Annotated in this window: 21 protein-coding genes; 10 read left to right on the top strand and 11 right to left on the bottom strand. The window is 75.2% G+C overall.

Annotated elements, in window-relative coordinates; genetic code table 11:
- Positions 1–36: 36 nt before the first annotated feature.
- Positions 37–1,608 carry a leucyl aminopeptidase gene (locus tag SLP03_RS02300; protein ID WP_319458794.1) on the bottom strand — a complete coding sequence of 524 codons (1,572 nt, stop codon included), beginning with the start codon at positions 1,606–1,608 and terminating at the stop codon, positions 37–39.
- A gap of 162 nt (positions 1,609–1,770) precedes the next feature.
- Here SLP03_RS02300 and gcvT point away from each other — a divergent pair, with 162 nt between their 5' ends.
- A complete protein-coding gene (gcvT, locus tag SLP03_RS02295) occupies positions 1,771–2,901 on the top strand; it encodes a glycine cleavage system aminomethyltransferase GcvT (RefSeq protein WP_319458793.1) in 1,131 nt (376 codons plus the stop codon).
- Between the two features lie 22 nt (positions 2,902–2,923).
- Here gcvT and SLP03_RS02290 read toward each other — a convergent pair whose 3' ends face one another.
- From SLP03_RS02290 to SLP03_RS02280, 3 genes are all read right to left on the bottom strand, one after another.
- Positions 2,924–4,216, bottom strand: coding sequence for a DUF2314 domain-containing protein (locus tag SLP03_RS02290; protein ID WP_319458792.1), 1,293 nt, complete (start codon positions 4,214–4,216; stop codon positions 2,924–2,926).
- A gap of 65 nt (positions 4,217–4,281) precedes the next feature.
- The gene (locus tag SLP03_RS02285) at positions 4,282–5,055 is read right to left on the bottom strand and encodes an adenosylcobinamide-GDP ribazoletransferase (protein ID WP_319458791.1); all 774 of its coding nucleotides are present in this window, start codon (positions 5,053–5,055) and stop codon (positions 4,282–4,284) included.
- Positions 5,045–6,898: a bifunctional adenosylcobinamide kinase/adenosylcobinamide-phosphate guanylyltransferase gene (locus tag SLP03_RS02280; protein ID WP_319458790.1), complete on the bottom strand. Its 1,854-nt coding sequence runs from the start codon at positions 6,896–6,898 to the stop codon at positions 5,045–5,047. Before SLP03_RS02280 ends, SLP03_RS02285 begins: the two co-directional genes overlap by 11 nt.
- A 249-nt stretch (positions 6,899–7,147) precedes the next feature.
- On the opposite strand from SLP03_RS02280, the gene SLP03_RS02275 reads away from it, so the two are divergent.
- The gene (locus SLP03_RS02275) at positions 7,148–7,348 is read left to right on the top strand and encodes a hypothetical protein (RefSeq protein WP_319458789.1); all 201 of its coding nucleotides are present in this window, start codon (positions 7,148–7,150) and stop codon (positions 7,346–7,348) included.
- Positions 7,348–8,142: a site-2 protease family protein gene (locus SLP03_RS02270; RefSeq protein ID WP_319458788.1), complete on the top strand. Its 795-nt coding sequence runs from the start codon at positions 7,348–7,350 to the stop codon at positions 8,140–8,142. The genes SLP03_RS02275 and SLP03_RS02270 overlap by 1 nt, the downstream gene beginning before the upstream one ends.
- Positions 8,143–8,191: 49 nt before the next feature.
- Here the strand turns inward: SLP03_RS02270 and SLP03_RS02265 are convergent, their stop codons facing one another.
- Both SLP03_RS02265 and SLP03_RS02260 read right to left on the bottom strand, forming a co-directional pair.
- A complete protein-coding gene (locus tag SLP03_RS02265; protein ID WP_319458787.1) occupies positions 8,192–9,190 on the bottom strand; it encodes an aldo/keto reductase family protein in 999 nt (332 codons plus the stop codon).
- An 82-nt stretch (positions 9,191–9,272) separates the two neighbouring features.
- Positions 9,273–13,331, bottom strand: a complete 4,059-nt coding sequence (locus tag SLP03_RS02260; RefSeq protein WP_319458786.1) for a WG repeat-containing protein — start codon at positions 13,329–13,331, stop codon at positions 9,273–9,275.
- A gap of 160 nt (positions 13,332–13,491) precedes the next feature.
- Between SLP03_RS02260 and SLP03_RS02255 the strand changes: the two genes are divergently transcribed.
- The 3 genes from SLP03_RS02255 to SLP03_RS02245 are packed head-to-tail and all read left to right on the top strand — an operon-like array spanning position 13,492 to position 16,163.
- Positions 13,492–14,343 (top strand): ABC transporter permease, encoded by an 852-nt coding sequence (locus SLP03_RS02255; protein WP_319458785.1) that lies wholly within the window; start codon positions 13,492–13,494, stop codon positions 14,341–14,343.
- A complete protein-coding gene (locus SLP03_RS02250) occupies positions 14,336–15,139 on the top strand; it encodes an ABC transporter permease (RefSeq protein WP_319458784.1) in 804 nt (267 codons plus the stop codon). Before SLP03_RS02255 ends, SLP03_RS02250 begins: the two co-directional genes overlap by 8 nt.
- A gap of 34 nt (positions 15,140–15,173) precedes the next feature.
- Positions 15,174–16,163 carry an ATP-binding cassette domain-containing protein gene (locus SLP03_RS02245; RefSeq protein WP_319458783.1) on the top strand — a complete coding sequence of 330 codons (990 nt, stop codon included), beginning with the start codon at positions 15,174–15,176 and terminating at the stop codon, positions 16,161–16,163.
- A gap of 115 nt (positions 16,164–16,278) precedes the next feature.
- Here the strand turns inward: SLP03_RS02245 and SLP03_RS02240 are convergent, their stop codons facing one another.
- The 3 genes from SLP03_RS02240 to nadA all read right to left on the bottom strand — a co-directional run bounded on the left by SLP03_RS02240 (position 16,279) and on the right by nadA (position 19,732).
- Entirely contained in the window at positions 16,279–16,926 is a 648-nt protein-coding gene (locus tag SLP03_RS02240; RefSeq protein ID WP_319458782.1) for a DUF3043 domain-containing protein, read from the bottom strand.
- Between the two features lie 36 nt (positions 16,927–16,962).
- Positions 16,963–18,375 carry a UDP-N-acetylglucosamine 1-carboxyvinyltransferase gene (murA, locus tag SLP03_RS02235; RefSeq protein ID WP_413644189.1) on the bottom strand — a complete coding sequence of 471 codons (1,413 nt, stop codon included), beginning with the start codon at positions 18,373–18,375 and terminating at the stop codon, positions 16,963–16,965.
- A gap of 157 nt (positions 18,376–18,532) precedes the next feature.
- Positions 18,533–19,732, bottom strand: a complete 1,200-nt coding sequence (nadA, locus tag SLP03_RS02230) for a quinolinate synthase NadA (protein ID WP_319458780.1) — start codon at positions 19,730–19,732, stop codon at positions 18,533–18,535.
- 68 nt (positions 19,733–19,800) lie between these two features.
- Here nadA and SLP03_RS02225 point away from each other — a divergent pair, with 68 nt between their 5' ends.
- From SLP03_RS02225 to SLP03_RS02210, 4 genes are all read left to right on the top strand, one after another.
- Positions 19,801–20,937 carry a glycerate kinase gene (locus SLP03_RS02225; protein ID WP_319458779.1) on the top strand — a complete coding sequence of 379 codons (1,137 nt, stop codon included), beginning with the start codon at positions 19,801–19,803 and terminating at the stop codon, positions 20,935–20,937.
- 166 nt (positions 20,938–21,103) lie between these two features.
- Complete coding sequence (erpA, locus tag SLP03_RS02220) at positions 21,104–21,472, top strand: iron-sulfur cluster insertion protein ErpA (protein ID WP_319458778.1); 369 nt, start codon at positions 21,104–21,106, stop codon at positions 21,470–21,472.
- A gap of 227 nt (positions 21,473–21,699) precedes the next feature.
- On the top strand, positions 21,700–22,677 hold the full coding sequence (locus SLP03_RS02215; protein WP_319458807.1) for a carbohydrate kinase family protein: 978 nt from the start codon (positions 21,700–21,702) through the stop codon (positions 22,675–22,677).
- A 54-nt stretch (positions 22,678–22,731) separates the two neighbouring features.
- A complete protein-coding gene (locus SLP03_RS02210) occupies positions 22,732–22,980 on the top strand; it encodes a hypothetical protein (protein WP_319458777.1) in 249 nt (82 codons plus the stop codon).
- A gap of 4 nt (positions 22,981–22,984) precedes the next feature.
- Here the strand turns inward: SLP03_RS02210 and SLP03_RS02205 are convergent, their stop codons facing one another.
- Together SLP03_RS02205 and SLP03_RS02200 are read right to left on the bottom strand one after the other, a co-directional pair.
- Complete coding sequence (locus SLP03_RS02205; RefSeq protein ID WP_319458776.1) at positions 22,985–23,212, bottom strand: sulfurtransferase TusA family protein; 228 nt, start codon at positions 23,210–23,212, stop codon at positions 22,985–22,987.
- Positions 23,209–24,360 carry a cysteine desulfurase family protein gene (locus SLP03_RS02200; protein ID WP_319458775.1) on the bottom strand — a complete coding sequence of 384 codons (1,152 nt, stop codon included), beginning with the start codon at positions 24,358–24,360 and terminating at the stop codon, positions 23,209–23,211. Before SLP03_RS02200 ends, SLP03_RS02205 begins: the two co-directional genes overlap by 4 nt.
- Positions 24,361–24,433 lie beyond the last annotated feature (73 nt).

Below are 24,433 nucleotides of genomic sequence, written 5' to 3'. Positions count from 1 at the left end.
GGTCAGGGGCGCCCCGTCGTCGTGTCGGGTTGGTCGTCAGCCGTTGGTGGCGACGTCCTCGACCAGGTGGACCAGGGTGCGGACCGGGACGCCGGTGCCGCCCTTGGTCCAGTAACCGGTGGCCTCGCCCGAGTGGTAGCCCGGGCCGGCGATGTCGATGTGCGCCCAGGCCACGTCGTCGGTGACGAACTCGCGCAGGAAGACGCCGCCCTGCAGCATGTGACCGGCCCGGTCCATGCCGGCGTTGACCTGGGAGATGTCCGCCACGTCGGAGTCCATGCCCTTGCGCACGTCGTCCGGCAGCGGCATCGGCCAGGCCGGCTCGCCGGTCGCCTCGCCGGCGGCCTTCACCCGCTCGCAGAGCTCCGCGGTGCCCATCACGCCGGCGATCTTCTTGCCCAGCGCGATGACCTGGCCGCCGGTGAGGGTGGAGGTCTCGAAGAGGTAGTCCGCGCCGTCCTCGCAGGCCCGGGCGATGCCGTCGGCGAGGATCATCCGGCCCTCGGCGTCGGTGTTGAGCACCTCGACCTTCTTGCCGTTGTACATGGTGATCACGTCGCCGGGGCGGTAGCTGGTGCCCGACGGCATGTTCTCCGCCATCGGCAGGTAACCGGTCACCGTCACCGCCGGCTTCAGCGCCGCGATCGCCAGCATCGCCGCGCCGACCGCCGCCGCGCCGGCCATGTCGGACTTCATCTCCCACATGCCCTGGGCCGGCTTGATCGAGATGCCGCCGGTGTCGAAGGTGATGCCCTTGCCGACCAGCGCCACCCGCTTGCCGGAGCCACCGCCCTCCGGGGTGTAGGTCAGCTTGACCAGCCGCGGCGGGGCCTCCGAGCCCTGCCCGACGGCCATGATGCCGCCGTACCCGCCGGCCGCGAGGGCCGCCTCGTCCAGCACCTCGACGCCGAGGCCGGCGTCCCGGGCGGCGGCCGCCACCGCGTCGGCGAACGACGGCGGGCGCAGCTCGTTCGGGGCGGTGTTCACCCAGTCGCGGCTGAGCCGGACCGCGCCGGCCACCGCCTGCGCCCGGGTGATCTCCGCCTGGGCGGTCGGGTCGGCGGCGTCCGGCACCGCGACCAGCACCTCGGCCACCGGCTCCCGCCGGGCCGGCTGCGGCTTGGTCTTATACCCGGCGAACCGGTACCCGCCGAGCAGCGCGCCCTCGGCGACCGCGCGCAGCGCGGCCGGCGCGTCCGCGTCGTCCGGCAGCGGCAGCGCCAGCGCCACCCGGGGCGCGCCGGCGAGGGCCCGCACCGCCGCGCCGGCGGCCCGGCGCAGGATCTCCGGCGCGGGGGCGGCGCCGGTCGGCTCCGGGCCGAGGCCGACGGCGGCGACGACCGGGGCGGTGACGGTGCCCAGCGTGGCCAATTTGATCACCTCGCCGGGGCCGCCGGTCGCGCCGAGCAGCGCCAGCGTCTCGGTCAGCTTGCCGTCGAACGCGGCGGCGATGCTCTCCGCGCCGCTGGCCAGCAGCAGGGTGCCGGCGGGTCCGCTGGTGGCGTCCCGCTCTCCGGTCTGGCTGTGCACGCCGATCACGATGGCGTCGACGGCGAGTTCGGCGGGGTCGGTGTCGACCAGGCTGAGGGTGGTGCTGGGCGATGTCACTGAGGCTACTCCGGGCGGGCCGGGCCGGTCGCGGCGTCGCGTACCGGCGATGAAGGTCTCCGGCGGCAACCTACCCGCCGGACGTCGGGTGCGTCCCGCCGATCGTCCTGACGGGTCCCGCCGATGCTAACCAGCCGTTCCGGCCCCGGTAAGTTGCCACCCATGACCGACGTGACCTCCGACGCCGCCGCGACCCGGCTGCGCCGTTCCCCGCTGCACGAGCGGCACACCGCTCTCGGCGCCAAGTTCGCCCCCTTCGGGGGCTGGGAGATGCCGCTGGAGTACGCCGGTGGCGGTGTGCTCAAGGAGCACACGGCGGTCCGTACCGGGGTGGGTGTCTTCGACGTGTCGCACCTGGGCAAGGCGCGGGTCACCGGGCCGGGCGCCGCGGACTTCGTCAACGCCTGCCTCACCAACGACCTCGGCCGGATCGGCCCCGGCCAGGCGCAGTACACGCTCTGCTGCGACGACGCCACCGGTGGTGTGGTGGACGACATCATCGCCTACCTGCACGCCGACGACCACGTCTTCCTGATCCCGAACGCGGCGAACACCGCCGAGGTGGTGCGCCGGCTGCGCGCCGCCGCGCCGACCGGGGTCGAGGTCAGCGACGAGCACGAGGCGTACGCGGTGCTGGCCGTGCAGGGGCCGCGCTCGGCGGAGCTGCTCGGCGCGCTGGGCCTGCCCACCGAACACGGCTACATGAGCTTCTCCACCGCCACCCTCGACGGGGTGGGGCTGACCGTGTGCCGCACCGGCTACACCGGCGAGCTGGGCTACGAGCTGGTCGTGCCGGCCGAGCACGCGGTCGCCGTCTGGGACGCGCTCTTCTCCGCCGGTGCCGCGTACGAGCTGCGGGCCTGCGGGTTGGCCGCCCGGGACACCCTGCGCACCGAGATGGGCTACCCGCTGCACGGGCAGGACCTGTCGCTGGAGATCACCCCGGTGCAGGGCCGCTCCGGCTGGGCGGTCGGCTGGGACAAGCCGGCCTTCTGGGGCCGCGACGTGCTGCTCGCCGAGAAGGCCGCCGGCCCCCGCCGTACGCTGCGCGGCCTGGTGGCGGTCGACCGGGCGATCCCGCGCCCCGGCATGGCCGTGTACGCCGGGGACACCCAGGTCGGCACCATCACCAGCGGCACCTTCTCGCCGACCAGGAAGCAGGGCATCGCCCTGGCCCTCCTGAACACCGATCCCAAGCTGGCCGACGGCGACGTGGTCGAGGTCGACATCCGGGGCCGCCGCGCCCAGATGCGCGTCACCCGTCCCCCCTTCGTCACCCCCTCGGTCAGGTAACCCGACGCGGGGAGGCGGCGGGTCAGTCGGGGGTGGGGCGTTCGCCGGCGTCCAGGACGGCCTGGGTCCAGCCGCCCTCGATGACGCCTGTGCCGTCCAGCAGGGCCCAGTCGACGACGTCGGTGGCCTCGACCACCACCGGGGCGCCGATCCGCACCGTGGGGTCGGTGGCGGCGTCGCTGGCGCTGGCCCCGACGATCCGCTCCGGAGTCTCCCAGGACGTCACCCCGGCCCAGACGAACTCGGGACCGTCGTCGCCGGGGAGGCCGTACTTGACCACGAGCTGGGTCTCGGCGGGGAGCTGATCGGCCAGGAACCGGGCCCGGATGTCGCCCAACCCGGCCCGGGCGGTGGCGATCGCCTTGCTCATCGCGTCGCCGGGGCGGGCGTATCGGACGTCCGGCTGGATGCCGGCGAAGAGCGTCGCGCAGGCGGCGGCAAAGTAGCGTCCCGCCGGGCCCGGGTGGCCGGGCGGCGGTTGCAGGCTGAGGAACGAGTCCGCGTCCGGGTCCGTCGCCGGGTCCAGCTCCAGCCGGAGCAGCACCGGCGCCGTCGCCCCGTGCTGCTCCGGATTCCCGTACGCCACCGCGATGTCGTGGCCGGTCACCGTGGCCAGCACCGGGAGCTGCACGAACGCCGGCACCTCCTCGCCGGCCAGCCCGTCGGTCCAGTCCCGCAGCAGCCGCCGGGCGGCGCCGGTCATCACCGCGCCCCAGGCCCGGGTGAGATGGTCCGGCACCCCCTGCGCCTGCAGCTCCAGCAGCCCGAACCGGCGCAGCCCCTTGGTGGTGAACCAGAGCCCGTCGGCGTCCGAGGAGTAGGGCACCAGCACCCAGTCGACCAACCGGATCCGGCCCTGCTCGTCCGGCAGCGAGCGCAGCGCGGTCGCCGGGTCGAGGAACTGCAGGCCGAAGACGTCCACCACGTCGCTGCCGACGGTCTCGGCCACCGCGGCGGCCACCGCCCGGGCCGCCCACTCGTGCGCGGGCGGCCAGCCCGGCCGGTACTCCGCCTGGACCACCACCAGGTGCGTGGCGGCGGCCAGCCGGGCCAGCTGGGCCTCGGTGGCGCCGAACGCGGTGAGCAGGTCCGGCGGCAGCTCCGGGAACTCGCTGATCGGCCGGGTGTCCACGGTCATCAGCGGGCTGTCGAGCATCTGCTTCGCCAGGCCGTACACCGGCTCGGCGAGCCGGCCCTCGAGGGCCTTCACCGCCGTCTTCGGGCTGACCTTGGGCAGCCCGGCGATGGGCACGAGGTAGGTCGCGTCGAGCGACTCCGGCACGGGTACGGGCAGGAAGTCGTCCGTGATGAGCATGCCGTCCCCCATCGACCGCGCCGGTGCTGTCGTTGAAGAACGCTACCCGGCCGGGGGTGCCGCGCTCAGCCGGACAGCACCAGTCCCAGGTAGACCAGCGTGGTGACGATCTCCACGGTGGCGCCGAGCACGTCCCCGGTGATGCCGCCGAGCCGGCGTACCGCGTGCCGGAGCAGCCCGACCGCGACGGCGAGGGCGGCGACGACGGCGAGCGGCCCCTGCCACGGGCGGCCCGGCGCCGCCGGCACCGCCAGCAGCGCGACGGCGGCCGTGCCGACGACCAGCGCGACCGGCCCCACCGTGCCGGCCACCAGCGCGCCCAGCCCCTCCGGCCGGGCGGCCGGGACGCCGCGCCGGCAGGCCACCGCGACGCCGAGCCGCCCCGCCGCGGTCGCGGCGACCACGCCCGCGAGCGCCGCCGGCCAGGACCGCCCGGCCAGCTCCGCGAGCGTCGCGGTCTGCAGCAGCAGTACGACCACCAGCGCGACCACCCCGAACGGCCCCACGTCCGGCTTCTTCATGATCTCCAGCGCGGCGGCACCCCGCCGGTACGAGCCCAGCGCGTCGACGGTGTCGGCCAGCCCGTCCAGGTGCAGGCCTCGGGTGAACAGCGCGCCGAGGCCGACGGTGACGCCCGCGGCGACCAGCGGGGGAGCCAGCGCGGCGGTCAGCAGCAGCACCGCCGCGAGGACCGCGCCGAGCAGCGCCCCGACCGCCGGGGCGAGCGCCATCGCGGTGCCCGCGGCGCCCCGGTCGATCCGGCCGGTGCGCAGCGGCAGTGTGGTGACGGTGGTGACCGCCAGCCGGACCCCGTCGGCGAGCCGCGACTCAGTCGGCACGCCGACCGGGGGAATCCGGCACGGCGACCCGCTCGTCCGGCTCGTCCGTGGTGGGACCCGGCCCGACCGGCTCCGGCTCCACGAACTCCGGCTCGGTGGTGGCCGGCCCGGGCCCGGCCGGCTCCGGCTCGACGAAGTCCTCCTCGTCGTCCGGGTCGCCACCCAGCGACGGGTGGACCGGCAGCGTGGCCGCCAGCGTCAGCACCGAGCGCAGCAGCGGCAGCGTGGCCAGCGCGGTGGCCCCCTCGCCGAGGTCGAGCCGCAGGTCGAGCAGCGGGGTCAGGCCGAGCACGTCGGCGGCCAGCCGGACCGCCGGCTGCCCACCGTGGTCGGGCAGCAGGCACCAGTGCCGGGCCTGCCCGGCCAGGTCCCGGCTGACCATGCCGGCGGCCACCCCGACCGGCCCGTCGAGCAGCACCGGCACCCGCCGGGCGGTCGCGCCGAGCAGCACCCCGGTCGCCACCGCGATGTCGCCGCCGCCCAGCTCGGCCAGCACGTCCTTGGCGTCGCGGGGGGAGCGCCGGGTGCGGTGCAGCGCGGCGCGGACCGCCGCGCAGCGGGTAATCCAGGCCGCGTCTTCGTTGTCGCCGGCCTCGGTGACCACCCGACCGTGCACGGCCGGCGGTTCCGCGCCGGCCGTCGCCGCGAGCACCGCCGCGGCGGCCGCCTCGGTGCCGGCGCCGCACGCCGCCAGCACCAGCAGCTGTACGCCCGCGTCGGCGGCCTGCTCGGCCAGCCGCCAGCCGTACCGCAGGGCCGACTCGACCTGGTCGGCGCTCAGCGCCGGCCCGTCCTCCATCGGCGCGGCGGTCGGCGCCTCGACCACCTGCAGGCTCGCGCCGCTCTCGGCGGCCAGCCTGGCCAGCGCGCCCCGGCCCGCGCGGGCCTGCCGGGCGCGGCGGGCGGACTCGCCCGGCACCGTGCCGGCGGCGGCCCCGCCAGCGTGGTCGCCGTGCAGCAGCAGTACCCGCACCGCGCTCCAGGGCGTCGGGGTGGGCGTGCCCTGGGTGGCGGCGGCGAAGCCGACCACCCGCTCCAGCACCCCCAGCCCGGCCCCGGGCAGGTCCAGGGTGGCGAGCCGGTCCACGGCCTGCGGACCGGCGTAGTCGTCGGGCATCGGCAGTTCCATGCCGGGCTGAATGGCCAGGCCGGTGGTGACCATCGGCAGGGCCATCGTCGGCGCGGCCCAGGCGGTGCTCTGCTCGGCCGGCGCGGACACCTCCGGCAGCGGGGTTTCCGGCGCCCCGGCCTGGCCGGGGCCGGCCTGCGCCGGCACGGCGGCGGCCCGCGGAGCGGCGGCCGGCTTAAGCCAGCTCGGCTGCCCGGCGATGACCAGCACCACGGCGTCGCAGGCGTCGGCGACCGCGCGGTTGGTCGCGCCCAGCGCGTCGGTGAACGCCCGACCGAGCGGGGTGGTCGGCACCAGGGAGAGCCCGACCTCGGGGCTGACCAGCACGATCCTCGCGGCGCTCGCCCGGATCGCCGCCGCCAGCTCCTCGACGGTCGCCGTGTCGTCGGCCGGCTGGTGGGCCGGGTCGAGCAGGACGGTCACCCAGCCGCCGAGGTCGTCCACGAGCAGCGTCTCGTTCGACCCGGCGGTGGCGACGACGTCGGCCAGCCGGCGCGGCTCGTCCGCCGTCTCCTCGGTCGTCCAGCTGCCCGGCCGGCGGGCCCGGTGGGTCGCCAGGCGGGTCGCCCACTCGGTGTCCTCCGGGTCCCCCGCCGGGGCGGTGGCCACGTACCGGACCGTCGGCGCGTCGGCGACCAGCGATTCCGCGAACTCGGACTTGCCCGACCGGATACCGCCGAGCACCAGGAGCGTGTTCCACCCGTCAACGGACATGTCCGTACCTTAAAGCCGTCCGGCGGATCGCCGCCCGCCGCCCCGCACGCCACCCGGCCGGCGGACGGCGGACCGGCCGGTTCGCCGGGCCGGGCTCAGCCGCAGTGCTCGAACGGGTTGCCGTAGCGGCCGTTGATCCACCCGGTGGCCCGCCTGGAAGGTGGTGGGCGGGGCCGTTGCGCGCCCGGCCGACTACGCTTGCGGAGGTTTACGTCCCGGAGGGACGACGGCGGCGAGGGGAGACGCGGCATGGCGTGGAGCTGGCGGTACGAGGGCACGGACGGCAAGTCGGTGGACGGACCGACGGAGTCGTTCGCCAGCCAGGCGGACGCCGAGTCGTGGATCGGCCAGACCTGGCGGGAGCTCGCGGCGTCCGGCGTCACCTCCGTCGCGCTCGTCGAGGACGACCGGGTGGAGTACCGGATGAGCCTGCTGCCCACGGTCGAGTGATGGGCTACGACCGCCCGGGCGAGCCCCTGGTGCTCGGGGTGCCCCGGGCGGCGTTCCGGCCCAGCCCGATCTTCCTCGGCCTGGTCGCGCTCTTCGTGACCAGCGGGGTGCTGGCCTGGCAGCGGTACGGCAACGTCCGGTTCGACGTCTTCCTCTTCGTGGTCTCCGGCTGGCTGGTCTCGCTCTGCCTGCACGAGTACGCCCACGCGGTGGTCGCGTTCCGGGCCGGGGACCGGGACGTCGCCCACCGGGGCTACCTGACGTTGAACCCGTTCAAGTACACCCACCCGCTGCTGTCGATCGTGTTTCCGGTGATCGTGGTGCTGCTGGGCGGCATCGGCCTGCCCGGCGGGGCGGTCTGGGTGGACCAGCGCGCGATCCCCGGCCGGCTGCGGGACAGCCTGGTCAGCCTGGCCGGCCCGGCGACCAACGTGCTCTTCACGCTGGTGCTGGTGGCCGCGCTGCGGATCGGCTACGGCAGCGGCGGCTCGCCGGAGTTCTGGGCCGGGGTGGGCCTGCTGGCGTTCCTCCAGCTCACCGCCAGCGTGCTCAACCTGCTGCCGGTGCCCGGTCTGGACGGCGGCAACATGATCCAGCCGTGGCTGAGCCCGCAGTACCGCCGGACGTACGACCTGTTCGCGCCGTACGGCTTCATCCTGCTCTTCGCGCTGCTGTGGAGCCCGCGGATCGGCGGCTGGTTCTTCGGCGCGGTCTTCGGAATCGCCGACCTGCTCGGCCTGTCGCCGGCCTTCTACTCGATCGGCTTCGAACTGATCCGCTTCTGGCGGGGCTGAGCGGGCCCGGGCCGGCCGCCGCGACGGCGCCGGCCGGCCCGGGCGGCGCTCACGGGCGCTGCGCGGGGGACTCGGTCTTGGCCGCGTCGCGCTCGGTGACCGGCTCGACGATCTCGTCGATCGCCTTGAGCAGATCGGCGTCGAGCTGCACGCCGGCCGCCTTCACGTTGTCGTGCACCTGCTCGGGGCGGGACGCCCCGACGATCGCCGAGGAGACGTTCGGGTTCTGCAGCACCCAGGCGATGGCGAGCTGCGGCATGGTCAGCCCGGCCTGCTCGGCCAGCGGCTTGAGCCGCTGTACCCGGGTGAGCACCTCGTCGGTCATGAACTTGGCGATGAAGCCCGCGCCGGACTTCTCGTCGGTGGCCCGGGAGCCGGCCGGCGGCGGCTGGCCCGGCAGGTACTTGCCGGAGAGCACGCCCTGGGCCATCGGCGACCAGACGATCTGACCGACACCCAGGTCCTCGCTGGTGGGGATGACCTCGGTCTCGATGACCCGCCAGAGCATCGAGTACTGCGGCTGGTTGGAGACCAGCGGGATGCGCAGCTCGCGGGCCAGCTGGTGGGCCTCGCGGATCTGCGACGCCTTCCACTCCGAGACACCGATGTAGTGCGCCTTGCCGGAGTGCACGACGTCGGCGAGGGCCTCCATCGTCTCCTCCAGCGGGGTGCTGTAGTCGTACCGGTGGGCCTGGTAGAGGTCCACGTGGTCGGTCTGCAGCCGACGCAGCGAGCCGTCGATCGACTCCATGATGTGCTTGCGGGACAGGCCGCGGTCGTTGCGGCCCGGGCCGGTCGGCCAGTAGACCTTGGTGAAGATCTCCAGCCCCTCGCGACGCTCGCCCTTGAGTGCCCGGCCGAGCACCGCCTCGGCCCTGGTGCCGGCGTACACGTCGGCGGTGTCGAAGGTGGTGATGCCGGTGTCCAGGGCGGCCCGGACGCACGCGGTCGCCGCGTCCTCCTCGACCTGGGAACCGTGGGTGATCCAGTTGCCGTACGAGATCTCGCTGACCATCAGGCCGGAACGGCCTAGGTGTCGGAATTCCATGCCCCGACCCTAGCCCCGCCGGATCCTGTTCAGCGGTCAGCGCGACCGGATGTGACGCTCAGCCGGGCAGCAGGGCGTCCGGTCAGAGCACCGGGCTGGTGTCCGTGAGCAGCCGGTCGATCTCCGCGACCACCTCGGCGCGGCTCGGATGCACCGGGTCGATCAGCGGTTCGCCGCGCCGGTCGAGCGCGCCCCAGCGCCCGCTGCCGGCGCCGACCAGGAAGGCGACCGGGTGGATCACCAGCCCCGGATACGCCGGCTCGACGAGCACCCGGCCGGTACGGTCCACCACGCCGCGGCGGCCGGCCAGCTCCACCACGGCCAGGCCCTCCTCGGTGAAGCCGTCGACGTGCCGGCCGTCGGCGAGGGCGGTGCTGAAGCCGTGGTAGCGGGTCGGCACCACGAGCTGACCGGTCCGGTCGACCGCCCCCCAGCCGCCCCGGCGGACCGCCGCCAGGCCGCCGTGGAACGGGCGTACGTCCTCGAAGCCCGGCGGGATCTTCACCATGTTGGTCGGGTCGACCGCCATCCAGTTGCCCTTGCCGTCCATCGACACCCAGGCCAGGCCGTCGGAGAAGACCCCGACCGCCCGGTAGCCGTTGTTCGCCTCGATCAGGGCGGCCCCGGAGGAGTCGATCAGCGCCCACCGGGAGGCATCCGGGCGGCGTACCCAGGCCATGCCCTCGCGGAACGGCTGCACCTCGGCGTACCCGTGGTCGATCACCAGGTTGCCCTCGGCGTCGGCGTAGCCCCAGAGGTCCCGCTCCTCGTCGAAGGTGGGCACCGGGAACCGCTCACTGCGCAGCATCGCGTCGCGGTCGCGCGGCCAGGGGCCGAACCCGGCGGCCGCGGCCCGCTCCCGGACCGCGCCCAGCGCCACCCCGGTACGCGTGACCAGCTCCGGGTCCGCGCCCTGGCACAGGTCCAGGGCCCGTTCGAAGTGGTGGCACGCCTCGATCAGCCGTCCCTGGTCGTAGCAGGACCGGCCGGCGTGCTCGTGCAGCGCCGCCCGGAGCCGGTCGGGCAGTTCCGGGGAGTTCGCCTCGGCGAAGAGCCGATCCGCCTCCGCGTGCTCACCCCGCCAGCGCAGGACCTGGGCGAGCCGGGCACGCGCCAGCGCGGTCCGCCGCAACTCGCCGGTGGCCTCCGCGTAGGTGACCGCGAGTCGACCGTCGGCGAGCGCGTCGTCCAGGTCGCCGAGGATCCGCGAGGCCACCGAGCGGAGGCTGAGCAGCCGAGCCCGACTCCGGTTGTCGAGCGCGGTGCCCAGCTTGCCGGTGAGGCCGTCGCGGACTGCGCGCAGCTCCCCCGGATCGGTCGTCTCCTCGCGCAGCGTCTCCGGGTCCAGCCGCCACCGGAAGGCGGCCAGCGCCTGCTCCGGGTCCGTCGGAGGCTCTGGCCGTTCCGGCGCCTGTTCCGCCTCGGGGGTGGCGTCGGGCTGCGGCGTCGGGGCCGCCGACGGCGACCCGGCGGGCGGCCCGGACACCGGCCGCGCCGACCCGGACGCCGGGACCGGCGGTCCGGATACCGGCCGCACGGAGGTGGAGTCCGGTGCGGGTGGTCCTGAGACGGGGCGCGCGGGTGGTGCGAGTTCCGGCGCGGTGGCGGAGGCGGAGGCTGCGGGCGGCGTCGAGACGGGGCGCACGGCCCACGAAATCGACTCGGTGGCCGGCGCGACCTCCGGTGCGGGCGGCGCGGAGACGGGCGGCGCGGAGACCGGCCGCGCGGGTTCCGCCCCGGCGGGGTCCGGTTCGGTCCGCGGCGCGGGAGCGGATCCGTCGGCGGCGACCGTCGGCGTGGCTGGGCCGGTCGGCGTCGGCCGGAACCACTCCTCCGCCTCCTCGACGGTACGGCCGGACGGCGGGGTCTGCGCCGGGATGTCGACCGGCCGGGACTCCTCGGGCTCACCGAAGGCGGCGTCGTCCGAGCCGACGCCCGTGGTGGTGGGCGCGGCGTCGGCGGGCCGGGCGGGGATCGGAGCGTGCGCCGTGCTGTAGGCCCCGTCCGGATCGTCCCGCCGGCTGGCAGGCGACACGGGCGGCGCCGACTCCGGAACCGGTGGCGCGGAGACCGGGACCGGCGGTGCGGAGACCGGCCGCGGCGCGGCGGGGGCGGGCCCGCCGCCGTCGACCCGGGCGCCCCGTTCGTCCGGGCCGGGCGCGGCCGGTCCGCCGGTCGGACCGCGGTACGCGGGCGGTGCCGGGCGGGTCGGCGCGTCGGCGACGGGGTGCGTCCCGCTCCGGCGTACCTCCACCGGGTGCGTGGCCGTCGGGATCGGCTCCTCGGGAGGGGCCGGACGCGGGGACCGGTCACGGGTGTGCGGCTGGTCCGCCGGCGGAACCGGGTAGGCGGGTCCGCCAGAGACCGGCGCGCCGGAGGTGGGCGCCGCCGGCCGGTCGTCGGGCCGGGTACGGGCGACGGGCTCGACGGGCGCGCGCCGGCCGTCGTCGTGCCGGGTCGGCGCGGGCTCGACCGGCCGGCTGGGCAGCTCGTCGGGTCGGGTACGGGCAGCCGGCTCCGCCGGGGGACGCCAGCCGTCGGCCGGCCGGGCCGGGCCCCGCTCTCCCGGGTGACCCTGCCGTTCCTCCGGGCGGCGGAACGCGGGCCGCTCCTCCGGTCGGTACCGCTCGTCGGGCCGGGAGGGCTCGGGACGCCGCCCCTCGTACCGGGGAGCGGCCTCCTCCGCCGGGTGGCGTTGCCATCCGTCCGGGTGCGGCCCGGCGGGCCTCCGCTCGTCCCTGCCGGGCGGCGCGGGCTCGGCCGGGCGCGCCGGTCGGCCGTCGGGGCCGGGCCGGCCGACGGGCGCTGCCGGGGGACGCGCTCGGTCGTCCGGCGCCGTCGAAGGACGCGGTCGCTCGTCCGGGCGGTGCCGGGCCGGCTCGGTCCGCGCCCGCTGCTCGGCGGCGGGCCGCTCGTCGGGCCGCGGGCGGGGGTCACCCTGCGGGCGGTGGGTGTCCGGCCGCTGGTCGGGAGTGACGGAGTCGGGCCGCGGTCGAGTGCCGCCCTGGGGGCGGTGGGTGTCCGGCCGCTCCTCGGGGGTGAAGGCGGCGGCCCGGCCGACGGGACGGGGGTCGCCGTGCTGCCCGGGTAGCCGGCCGGGCGCCGGGCGGTGCGGGTCCGCGGCCGGCCAGCGCAGGCCGTCGCGGTCGGGCGCGGCCGGACCGTCCCGGTGGGTCTCGGCCCGCGGCGCGGCCTCCCGGCGCGGGTCGCGCTCCCGGGGCGGCGGACCGTCGAAGCCCTGGTCCCGCCGGTCCGCGGGAGCACGCGGGGCGGCGGCGGGCCGCCCCTCGGCCGTCGGCGCGCCCCACTGGCGTTCCGGCCAGGTCGGCGCGTCCGGGCGCCGGTCGGCCGGCTGGGGCCGGCGGGGGAACTCGTCGGGCTCGGGGAGCCAGCCGGGCTCCGGCGCGGGGGAGACCGGCCGCGGGGAGCCGGCGTCCGGCGGCGGCATCCGCCGGCCGGATTCGGGGCGACCCGGCTGCTGGTCGTGCCGGTCGCCGTGCCAGCCGGCGGCGCGGTCGCGGTCCACCGTCCACTCCGGCCCGCGCCGGTCGTACCGGCCGGGTCCGTGGTCGGCGCGCTCCGGCGGGCGGTCGCCGGGCTGCGCCGGGCCGCGCCGGTAGGAGTCGTCGCCGGTACGGCCGTCCCCGGCGCGCCCGTCCGTCCGGGGCCGCGGGTCGCGGGCGTTCACGTCGCCCCGGCGATCCGGCCGTCCCGGACGCTCGCGGCCCTCGGGCGTGGCGCGCGGGTCGTCCCCGCCACGCCGGTCGTCCGCGCCGGGCCGCGCGCCGGGGCCGGCGATCGCGGGGTACGCGCCGCGCCGGTCACCGCCATCGTGGACGGCGGGGTGCGTGCCGCGCCGGTCGCGGGGGGCGGGGCTGACCGGGTACGACCCGCGCCGGTCGCCGGCGGCGGGGCTGACCGGGTGGGCGTCGGGCGGATCGCCCGGTGCGGGGCTGACCGGCTGCACCTCGGCGCGGCCGACGACGGCGGCGCGCCCGCGTGTGGCGGGCGGGGTCAGGTACTCGATGCCGATGTCGCCCGGGTAGCGCTGACCCGGGAACTGGGGGTGCCATTCGGTGGTCGGTTCGGCGGCCCAGGCCGGCTCCGCCGGATCGCGCCAGCGGTCGTAGCCGCCACTCATCGGGGCACCCGGTCGCCGCCCGCGCGGCGCGGCCCCGGGGCCGGCTCGCGTCGCTCGCTCACGGCGTGTCACCTCGTTGGAAATTGTCGCGCTGGGCACCCCACGCGCCGGTAGAGTCGCCCGGTCCAGCACGTCACGGCTGCGGAAGGAGGGTAACGGCGTGGGCTCTGTCACCGCCACTGTGGTACGGCCCACGGACTCAAACGTTACCCCATGGTTTCGGACATTTGGCGCCATAGCCGTCTCCGGCTTTCGGCGCCATGCCACCTACCGGCAGGCCGCCGTCGCGGGCGTCTTCACCAACACGGTCTTCGGCTTCCTACGCTGCTACGTCTTCCTGGCGGTGGCCGGCGCGGCCGGCACCGTCGCGGGGTACGACCGGGCGCAGCTCGCCACCTTCGTCTGGGCCGGGCAGGGCCTGCTGACGGTGATCCTGCTCTGGGGCTGGACCGACCTGGCGGACCGGATCCGGACCGGGGAGATCGCCAGCGACCTGCTCCGACCGGTGCACCCGGTGACCAGCTACCTCGCCACCGACCTGGGCCGCGCGGGGTTCGCCGCGCTCGCCCGGCTGCTGCCGCCGGTGCTGATCGGCCCGCTCTTCTTCGACGTGTACCTGCCCCGCCGGTGGGCCACCGTGCCGCTCTTCGCGCTCTCGGTGCTGGTCGCCGTCGTGCTCTGCTTCGGCTGCCGGTTCCTGGTCAACGCCAGCGCGTACTGGCTCCAGGACGTCCGGGGCGCGATGATCCTCTGGACGCTCAGCTCGGGGGTGTTCGCCGGGCTCTACTTCCCGCTGCGCTTCCTGCCCCATTGGCTCCAGGCCGCGCTCTGGTACGGCACCCCGTTCCCGAGCCTGTTCCAGACCCCGCTCGACGTGCTGGTCGAGCGGGACCCGACCCCGGCACAGCTCGGGCTGGTGGGGCTCCAGGTCGCCTGGGCGGTGTTGATCCTCGCCGCCTGCCGGCTGGTGCAGCGCCGGGCCGAACGCCGGCTGGTGGTGCAGGGTGGCTGAGCGGCTGTCCGCGTACCGGGCGTTGCTGCGGGCCCAGGCCCGGTCGCAGGCCGCGTACCGGACCTCGTTCGTGGTGGACCTGGTCGGCAACGTCGGGGCGACCGTCTTCGACGTGGTGACCGTGCTGGTGCTCTTCGGGGTGACCCGGGAGCTGGGCGGCTTCACGCTGCGCGAGGCGATGGTGATCGTCGGCCTCTCGTCGTTCGCGTTCGCCACCGCCGACCTGCTGGTCGGCAACATCGAGCGGCTGCCCCGGTACGTCCGGACCGGTCTCCTCGACGCGGTGCTGGTCCGCCCGCTGGGTGCGCTGCCCCAGCTGCTGCTGATGGACCTGCCGCTGCGCAAGGTGTCCCGCGCGCTCTTCGGCCTGGCCGTGCTGGTCGTGGCGGTCACCTCGGCCGGGATCGACTGGACGCCGGGCCGGTGGGGGCTGGTCCTGGTCACCCCGCTCGCCGGGGTGGTCTTCTTCGGCGCGGTCTTCGTGACCACCGCGACGGTGTCGTTCTACTGGATCGACTCCGGCGAGCTGGCCAACTCGGTCACCTACGGCGGGCGCGACTTCACGTCGTACCCGGTCACCGTCTACGGCGGCTGGTTCCGGGCGATCTTCGCGTACGGGATGGGCTTCGCCTTCGTCAGTTACCACCCGGCGCTGGCGCTGCTCGGCCGGGCCGACCCGCTCGGCCTGCCGCCCTGGGTCGGCTGGGCGTCGCCGGCCGTCGCGCTGGTCGCCGCCGCGGTCGCGGCCACGGCCTGGCGTGTCGGGGTCCGTCACTACCGGAGCACGGGGTCGTGAGCCGGGTCGTCATCGTGCAGTGCGAGGAGTGAGCGTGCGGGTCCCGCAGTCACCAACAGAGGCCATTCTTGTGCGCGGGTTGCGCAAGGAGTTCACCGTCCGGGTCAAGGCGGGACGGCTGCGCCGGGAGAAGCGGACGGTCACCGCCGTCGACGGGGTCGACCTGCGGGTGGAGCGCGGCGAGATGCTGGGCTACATCGGCCCCAACGGCGCCGGCAAGTCGACCACCCTGAAGATGCTCACCGGTGTGCTGATGCCGTCGGCGGGGGAGGCCCGGGTCTGCGGCCTGCGTCCGGTGGCCGAGCGCACCCGGCTGGCGCTGCGGATCGGAGTGGTCTTCGGCCAGCGTTCGCAGCTCTGGTGGGACCTGCCGCTGCGCGACTCGTTCGACCTGCTGCGGCACGTCTACCGGGTGCCGGCGGCCGAGCACGCGGCCCGGCTGCGTCGCTGCCGCGACCTGCTCGACCTCGACGAGTTCCTGGACATCCCGGTCCGGCAGCTCTCCCTCGGCCAGCGGATGCGGGGTGAGCTGACCGCCGCCCTGCTGCACGGCCCGGAGGTGCTCTTCCTGGACGAGCCGACCATCGGGCTGGACGTGGTGAGCAAGCAGGCCGTCCGGGGCTTCCTGGCGGAGCTGGGCCGGGCCGGCGACACCACCCTGGTGCTCACCACCCACGACCTGGCCGACATCGAGCGGCTCTGCCGCCGCCTCGTGGTGATCGACCACGGCCGGGTGGTGCACGACGGCTCCATCGCCGCCCTGCACAGCCGGTACGGCTCCCGCCGGCTGGTCGTCGCCGAGCTGGACACCGCGCTCGCCGCGCCGCCGACGCTGCCGGGCGCCCCGCTGCACCGGGTGGAGGCGGACGGGCACCGGCTGGTCTTCGCCCTGGAGTCGGCGGGCGTCGCCGAGGTGGTCGCCGGGCTCGCCGGCCTGGCCGCGCTGCGCGACATCTCGATCGTCGAGCCGGACATCGAGGAGGTCGTCGCCCGCCTCTACCGCGCTCCGGCGGTCACCGGCTGAGCCGCGGTGGGGCGGGCTCATGGGTGTTTCATCGCGGCGCTGCGCCTGCTCGGGGTGGCATGACGAGGCCCCTCCCCGCGGTCGCGGGAAGGGGCCAGGTGGTGACCGGGTCGGGTCAGATCTTGTCGCCGATGTTGACCTGCGGCTGGGGGGCGCGCATCCGCCGGAAGGTGATCGACCGCATGATCGCGTAGAGGTAGAGCGAGCCCAGCTTCTGGTCGCTCTTCGGGAACCGCTCCCAGACCAGCTTCTTGATCTTGCGGGAGATCAGCACGGAGTCGACCACCACGCCGAGCGCCAGCGCGCCCCACAGGACGTTGGAGACCAGCCGGACGATCGGCGGCATGGCCTGGTTGGAGCCGACCAGCACGATCAGCGCGCCGCCGAAGAACCAGGTGCCGACCGTACGCCGGGAGTCGACCACGTTGCGGGCGAGCAGCCGCTCCGGTCCCCGGTCGCGGGGGCCGCCCTCGCGACGGAACTCCGTGGCCGCCTCGGCGCGGGCCGCCCGGCGTTGCTCCCGGGCCTCCTCCTTGGTCAGCGGCCGGCTCGGCGCGCTGAGCCGGCGGCCGGCGGTCGGCCGCTTCGGCGTGACCCGGCCCAGCTCCTTCTTGCTCGGGGTGGAGCCCCGGGAACGGGCAGCGGCGGACGCCTCGTCGGTCGTCACCGAGGTGACGGACTCGTCGACGAGGTCAGTGGGCTTGCGGCGAAACAGCGACGGCACGTGGTGAAGGGTAGCCACACAACCGCGCCCGGTGCACATGCGGGTGCACCGGGCGCGGCAGGGAGCGGTGTGACGTTACGGACGCTCGGTGTGCGCGCCCAGGTCGGCCAGCTTCTTCTCGAAGTCCTCGTAGCCCCGGTTGATCAGGTCGACGCCGTACACCCGGGAGGTGCCCTCGGCGGCGAGCGCCGCGATCAGGTGGCTGAAACCGGCCCGCAGGTCCGGGATGACCAGGTCGGCCGCGTGCAGCTTGCTCGGCCCAGCGATCACCGCCGAGTGCTTGAAGTTGCGCCGGCCGAAGCGGCACGGGGTGCCACCCAGGCAGTCCCGGTAGACCTGGATGTTGGCGCCCATGGTGTTCAGCGCCTCGGTGTAGCCCAGCCGCTGCTCGTAGACCGTCTCGTGGACGATCGACAGGCCCCGCGCCTGGGTCAGCGCCACCACGAGCGGCTGCTGCCAGTCGGTCATGAAGCCGGGGTGGACGTCGGTCTCCAGGGCCACCGCGTTCAGCTCGCCGCCCGGGTGCCAGAAGCGGATGCCGCCCTCCTGGCCCGGGTCGCGCAGCTTCGGCGGGCGGGCGTCGGTCACCTCGTACTCGCCGCCGACCGAGCGGAAGACGTTCAGGAAGGTCATCATGTCGGCCTGCTGCGCGCCCAGCACCTCGACGTGCCCGCGGGTGGCCAGCGCGGCCGCCGCCCAGCTCGCCGCCTCGATCCGGTCCGGGATCGGCCGGTGGGTGTAGCCGTGCAGCTTCTTCACGCCCTGGATCTCGATCACCCGGTCGGTGTGCACCTTGATGATCGCGCCCATCTTCTGCAGGATGCAGATCAGGTCGATGATCTCCGGCTCCACCGCCGCGTTGCGCAGCTCGGTGACGCCCTCGGCCATCACCGCGGTCAGCAGCACCTGCTCGGTGGCGCCCACGCTCGGGTACGGCAGGGCGAACTTGGTGCCGTGCAGCCCGTTCGGCGCCGACAGGTGCAGCCCCTCCGGGGTCTTGTCGACGGTCGCGCCGAACTCGCGCAGCGCCTGCAGGTGGAAGTCGATCGGGCGCGGCCCGATGTGGCAGCCGCCCAGGTCGGGGATGAAGGCGTGGCCGAGCCGGTGCAGCAGCGGCCCGCAGAACAGGATCGGGATGCGGCTGGAGCCGGCGTGCACGTTGATCTGGTCGGTGCTGGCGCTCTCGACGTTGGACGGGTCGAAGACCAGCTCGCCGTCCTCCTCGCCGTCCGTCACCTTGACCCCGTGCAGGCCGAGCAGCCCGCGGACGACCTCGACGTCGCGGATCCGCGGCACGTCGAACAGCCGGCTGGGCGAGTCGCCCAGCAGCGCGGCGACCATCGCCTTGGACACGAGGTTCTTCGCGCCGCGCACGCGGATCCGCCCTTCGAGCGGAGTGCCTCCGTGTACGACCAGAACGTCGTCGGTCAACGCAACCTCCAGCGCGTTGGTACTGCCGTGTAGATAAGTGGGGTCCACGATCTCCATCGCTACCCGAAACGCGGCCAGGTGAAAACGGCCCGCATGGGTTCTCGCCCCGGCAGCATAGCCCTCCGTGACGAGAATGGAATCGGTCACATCACCAGCGAGGGCACGAACCGGGGTGTCCGGCGCGTTTCCGTACCAGCGACGTGACCGAGCGTGATCAACCGGTGTGGGGCGGCGGGGTGTCCGCCGCCGGAAGGGCGAGCATCTGGTCCAGCGCCACCCGGGCGTGGTGCGCCGTGTCCGGATCCACGGTGATCTGGTTGACCACCCGGCCGGCGACCAGCTCCTCCAAGGCCCAGACCAGGTGCGGCAGGTCGATGCGGTTCATCGTCGAGCAGTAGCAGACCGCCTTGTCCAGGAACATGATCTGCTTGTCCGGGTGGGCCAGCGCCAGCCGGCGGACCAGGTTCAGCTCGGTGCCGACCGCCCAGGCCGAGCCGGCCGGGGCCGCCTCGATGGTCTTGATGATGTACTCCGTGGAGCCGACGTGATCGGCGGCGGTGACCACCTCGTGCCGGCACTCCGGGTGCACCAGCACGTTGACCCCCGGCACCCGTTCGCGGACGTCGTTCACGCTGTCCAGCGTGAAGCGGCCGTGCACCGAGCAGTGCCCGCGCCAGAGGATCATCTTCGCGTCCCGCAGTTGCTCCGGGGTGAGCCCGCCGTTCGGCTTGTGCGGGTCGTAGAGGACGCAGTCGTCCAGCGAGAAGCCCATCTCCAGCACGGCCGTGTTGCGGCCCAGGTGCTGGTCGGGCAGGAAGAGCACCTTCGAGCCCTGCTCGTACGCCCAGTCCAGCGCCCGCTTCGCGTTCGACGAGGTGCAGACCGCGCCGCCGTGCCGGCCGACGAAGCCCTTGATGTCCGCCGAGGAGTTCATGTACGTCACCGGGACGGTGTCCTGTGCGATGCCCAGCTCGGTCAGCACGTCCCAGGTGGTCTCGACCTGCGACAGCACCGCCATGTCGGCCATCGAGCAGCCGGCGGCCAGGTCGGGCAGGATCACCCGCTGCGCGTCCGAGGTGAGGATGTCCGCGCTCTCGGCCATGAAGTGCACGCCGCAGAAGACGATGTACTCCGCGTCGGGCCGGGCCGCCGCCTCGCGGGCGAGCTTGAACGAGTCGCCGGTCACGTCGGCGAACTGGATCACCTCGTCGCGCTGGTAGTGGTGGCCCAGCACGAACACCTTCGTGCCGAGCGCCGCCTTGGCCGCCGCCGCCCGGGCCACCAGGTCCGGGTCGCTCGGCGCCGGCAGGTCACCCGGACACTCCACGCCACGCTCGGTGGCGGGGTCGCTGCCGCGGCCGAGGAGCAGCAGCGCAGTGGCGGTGTTGGAGGGTTCGGCCCAGGTCGAAGTCACGCCTCCCATGGTCCCACAGCGTGGCCGGTGCGCAGCCGCTCCGGGTGTGGGCTGCCACACTGCTGGGCATGCGTGTGCTGCTCTGCCCGGACAAGTTCGCCGGCACGCTGCCGGCCCAGGAGGTGGCGGCCGCGGTGGCCGAGGGCTGGCTGGCGGTGGCCACCGGCGATGACCTGCTGATCCGGCCGCTCGCCGACGGTGGGCCCGGCTTCGTCGCCGTGCTCGCCGAGGCGCTCGGCGGCCGGCGGCTGCCGGTGCCGACCGTGGACCCGCTTGGCCGGCCCGCCGCCGGTGAGATCCTGCTCACCGACGACGGCGTGGCGTACCTGGAGAGCGCCCAGGCGTGCGGGCTGCACCTGCTCACCGCCGCCGAACGCGACCCGAAGGCCACCACCTCGTACGGGCTGGGGCTGCTGGTGGCCGCCGCCGTCGAGGCCGGGGCCCGGTCCGTGGTGGTCGGGCTTGGTGGCTCCGCCACCAACGACGGGGGCGCCGGCATGCTGACCGCGCTCGGCGTCACCCCGCTCGACCAGGCAGGCCACGCCCTGCCGTACGGGGGTGCGGCGCTCGCCGCGGCGGCCGCGCTGGACGGCGCGCCCCGGCTGCGCGGGGTGGACCTGGTCGCCGCCACCGACGTGGACAACCCGCTGCTCGGGCTGCACGGCGCCAGCAACGTCTACGGCCCGCAGAAGGGCGCCACCCGGGCGGACGTGCTGCTCCTCGACGCCGCGCTGGAACGCTGGGCGGCCGTGCTGGAACGCGAGCTGCCCGGCTGCCCGCCGGGGCTGGGCGCGCTGCCGGGCGGCGGCGCGGCCGGTGGGCTCGGCGCGGCGATCCTGGCGCTGGGCGGGCGCTGCGAGTCCGGCATCGGCCTGGTCACCCGGGCCATCGGGTTGGACGCCGCGCTGGACGCCGCCGACCTGGTGATCACGGGGGAGGGCTCCTTCGACCACCAGTCGCTGCGCGGCAAGGTGGTCGCCGGGGTGGCCGGGGCCGCCCGGGACCGGGGCGTGCCCTGCGTGGTGCTGGCGGGACGGGTGAGCACCGGCCGGCGGGAGGCCGCCGCGGCCGGGGTGACCGAGGCGTACAGCCTGGTGGAGCACTTCGGCGGCGAGGAACGCGGCGGGGTGGAGGCGGCGATGAGCCGGCCCGCCGAGGGGCTGCGGGCGCTCGGCGCCCGGCTGGCCCGACAGTGGAGCCGCTGAGCGGACCGCCGGCCTGCGGCGCGGCTCACGCGCCCCGGACCACGCCACCGGAGGTGACTCCGGTCGGAGCGGCGTACGATCGGATCTGGACCACACCGGGAATCACTGGGCGACGCGCGACGTTGGCCAGTGCGTCCGGACCCATACCGCGCAGGGAGATTTCCACGTGACCACGCCAGCGCAGACCGAGTCGACCGAGGCCAAGGCCCCTACGTCTATCGTCCTCACCGACGTCGCGGCGCAGAAGGTCAAGGCCCTGATCGAGCAGGAGGGCCGCGACGACCTGCGGCTCCGGATCGCGGTGCAGCCGGGCGGCTGCTCCGGCCTGCGGTACCAGCTGTTCTTTGACGAGCGGTCGCTCGACGGTGACGTCGTCACCGACTACGACGGTGTCGAGGTCGTCGTCGACCGGATGAGCGCCCCCTACCTGGCCGGCGCGACGATCGACTTCGCCGACCGGATCGACGCCCAGGGCTTCACCATCGACAACCCGAACGCCGGCAGCTCCTGCGCCTGCGGCGACTCGTTCAGCTGAGTCGACCTCGCGCCGAGCCGGCGGGCCCGTACCGGGCCGCGGTTGACGTGACGAAAACGGCGGGACCACCCTTCTCGGGCGGTCCCGCCGTTTTTTCGCGTCTCCGGGTGTCCGGGGGGTGACGTCCGGGTATGCGTGGGTCGACCGGTTCCCGACCGACCCGCGACCGGCGTGCCGACCGGGCCGGTACGCTGACCGGCGCCGTGCTGCCGACCCCGAGGGCTGACATGAAGATCGCCGTAACCGGCTCGATCGCGACCGACCACCTGATGAGCTTCCCCGGTCGCTTCGCCGACCAGCTCATCGCCGACCAGCTGGACAAGGTCTCGCTGTCCTTCCTCGTCGACGAGCTGGTGCTCCGGCGCGGCGGCACCGCCGCCAACATCGCCTTCGGGATGGCCCAGCTCGGGCTGAGCCCGGTGCTGCTGGGCGCGGTCGGCGCGGACTTCGCCGACTACCGGTCGTGGCTGGAGCGGCACGGCGTCGACTGCGACTCGGTGCACGTCAGCGAGGTGGCCCACACCGCGCGCTTCGTCTGCACCACGGACACCGACATGTGCCAGATCGCCTCGTTCTACGCGGGGGCGATGAGCGAGGCCCGCAACATCGAGCTGGCCCCGGTGGCGGCCCGGCTCGGCGGCCTCGACCTGGTCCTGGTCAGCGCCAACGACCCGGCCGCGATGATCCGGCACTCGGCGGAGTGCCGGGAACGCGGCTACGCCTTCGTGGCGGACCCGTCCCAGCAGCTCGCCCGGATGGACGGCGCGGACGTCATCGGTCTCATCGACGGCGCCGACTACCTGATGACCAACGAGTACGAGAAGTCGCTGCTGCAGAGCAAAGCCGGCCTGACCGACGCGCAACTGCTGGAGCGGGTCAAGGTCCGGGTCACCACGCTGGGCAAGCAGGGTGTCGAGATCGCGGGCCGCGACTTCGCCCCGATCCACGTGCCGATCGCCCGGGAGATCCACGCGGTCGACCCGACCGGCGTCGGCGACGGCTTCCGGGCCGGCTTCTTCGCGGCCCTCAACTGGGGGGTCGGCCCGGAGCGGGCGGCTCAGGTCGGTTGCCTGCTCGCCACCCTGGTGCTGGAGAACTTCGGCGGCCAGGAGTACGAGGTCCGCCGCGACCTGTTCGTGAAGCGCCTCGCGGAGTCGTACGGCGACGCGGCCGCCGAGGACGTCCGGCCGCACCTGCTCCCGTGACCTCCGCCGGATCCGGCCCCGGCCACCCCGTCGTCTCCGGCGGGGTGGACCCGGGTGCCGTCCGGCCCGGCGCGGCCCGCGCCGCCGGTCCGGTGCTGGTGGCGTTCGCCGGGCTGCCGGCGGTGGGGCCTCTGGCACGACCTGGCCGAGCGGGCCGGCGTGCCGCTGCGGGTGATCGAGGTGCACTGGGAGCAGACCCTGCTCCGCCGGGCCGAGTACGAGCCGATCATCGACCCCCGCCTGGTCGTCGACACCACGGTCGCCACCGACCCCCTCCCCGCCGTCCTCAGCTATCTCGCGTGACCCGTCACCGGCTCCGCCGGACGTCGTAGCTGGACCCGCCCGTTACGGCGCCGAGGAACTCCTGCCCCCGCATGCGGCACCAGGCGGGGAGGTCGACCGCGGCGGCCGGGTCGTCGGCGAGGACGCGGAGCACCGCGCCGACCGGCAGCTCGGGGAGCCGGCGGGCCAGGCCGATCACCGGCAGGGGGCAGCGCTGGCCCCGGCAGTCCAGCACCGCGTCGGGCTCGCTCACAGGCCCACCACCCCCGCCTCGGCGCGCAGTTCGGCGACGATGCCGGGCAGCTCGGTGAGGAACCGCTCGACGTCCGCCCCGGTCGTCTCCCGGTGCAGCGACACCCGGACGTTGCCGTGCGAGAGCACCGCCATCGCCTCCAGCACGTGCGACGGCCGCAGCGTCGACGAGGTGCACGAGGAACCGGAGGAGACGGCGAAGCCCCGTCGGTCCAGCGCGTGCAGCAGCGCCTCGCCGTCCAGGTAGAGGCAGGAGAAGGTGACCAGGTGGGGGAGCCGGTCGACCGGATCGCCGACCACCTCCACGTCCGGCACCTCGGCCGCCACCCGGGCCCGGATCCGGTCCACCAGCGGCGCCAGCCGGGTCGCCTCGGCCGCCGCGTCGGCCGCCGCCGCGCGCAGGCTCGCTGCCGCAGCGACCACCGCCGGCAGGTTCACCACCCCGGGCGTACGCCCCGCCTCCCGCTCGTCGGCCGGGAACGGCGACTCCCAGCGGGTGCCCTTGCGGACGGCCAGCAGCCCGACGCCGGGCGGCCCACCCCACTTGTGGGCGCTGGCGCTGAGCACCGACCAGCCCGCGGGCAGCGGCACCCGCCCGACCAGCTGCGCGGCGTCGACGTAGAGCGGCACCCCGGCGTCCGCGCACTCGGCGGCGGCCGCCGGCACCGGCTGCACGGTGCCCACCTCGTGGCTGGCGCCGATCAGCGCGGCGAGCGCCACCCCGGGTGCCCGGACCGCCGCCGACCAGGCGTCCAGGTCGAGCCGACCGACCCGGTCCACCGGTACGGGGACCGCCGTGCCGCCGGCCGCCGCGTGCCGTTCGGCGGCGTGCAGCACGGCGGAGTGCTCGATCGCGGAGTGCACCAGGCTCGGCCCGACCCGGCGCCGGCCGGCCAGGCCGCCGAGCACGGCGGCGTGCGCGGCGGTCGTACCGCTGGGTGTGAAGGAGAGTTCGTCGGCGCGGACGCCGAGGGTCTGCGCGGTGGCCTCGCGGGCGGCGTCGAGCAGTTGGCGGGCCCGGCGGGCCTGGCTGTACAGCTTGCCGGGGTCGGCCCAGCCGTCGTCCAGCGCGGCCAGCAAGGCCTGCCGGGCGACCGGATGCAGCGGCGCGGCGGTGGCCGCGTCCAGGTAGACCGGGGATGCGCTCACGAACACCCACGCTACCGCGCCGGTATGCCCAAGATCCCCCCGATGCGGGCGGACGGTGACCCCAAGACGGTCT

This window comes from Micromonospora sp. RTP1Z1 (assembly GCF_033804685.1).
Classification (GTDB): Bacteria; Actinomycetota; Actinomycetes; order Mycobacteriales; family Micromonosporaceae; genus Micromonospora.
This window is presented reverse-complemented; position numbering and strand designations above follow the sequence as displayed.

What these genes read in the sequence shown, in the direction of transcription:
- SLP03_RS02225 (WP_319458779.1), top strand. Translation starts at nt 19,801, where the DNA reads ATGCGTGTGCTGCTCTGCCCGGACAAGTTCGCCGGCACGCTGCCGGCC.
- SLP03_RS02270 (WP_319458788.1), top strand. Translation starts at nt 7,348, where the DNA reads ATGGGCTACGACCGCCCGGGCGAGCCCCTGGTGCTCGGGGTGCCCCGG.
- SLP03_RS02260 (WP_319458786.1), bottom strand. Translation starts at nt 13,331, where the DNA reads ATGAGTGGCGGCTACGACCGCTGGCGCGATCCGGCGGAGCCGGCCTGG.
- SLP03_RS02215 (WP_319458807.1), top strand. Translation starts at nt 21,700, where the DNA reads ATGAAGATCGCCGTAACCGGCTCGATCGCGACCGACCACCTGATGAGC.
- gcvT (WP_319458793.1), top strand. Translation starts at nt 1,771, where the DNA reads ATGACCGACGTGACCTCCGACGCCGCCGCGACCCGGCTGCGCCGTTCC.
- SLP03_RS02280 (WP_319458790.1), bottom strand. Translation starts at nt 6,898, where the DNA reads ATGTCCGTTGACGGGTGGAACACGCTCCTGGTGCTCGGCGGTATCCGG.
- SLP03_RS02290 (WP_319458792.1), bottom strand. Translation starts at nt 4,216, where the DNA reads ATGCTCATCACGGACGACTTCCTGCCCGTACCCGTGCCGGAGTCGCTC.
- murA (WP_413644189.1), bottom strand. Translation starts at nt 18,375, where the DNA reads ATGGAGATCGTGGACCCCACTTATCTACACGGCAGTACCAACGCGCTG.
- SLP03_RS02240 (WP_319458782.1), bottom strand. Translation starts at nt 16,926, where the DNA reads ATGTGCACCGGGCGCGGTTGTGTGGCTACCCTTCACCACGTGCCGTCG.
- SLP03_RS02265 (WP_319458787.1), bottom strand. Translation starts at nt 9,190, where the DNA reads ATGGAATTCCGACACCTAGGCCGTTCCGGCCTGATGGTCAGCGAGATC.
- SLP03_RS02275 (WP_319458789.1), top strand. Translation starts at nt 7,148, where the DNA reads ATGGCGTGGAGCTGGCGGTACGAGGGCACGGACGGCAAGTCGGTGGAC.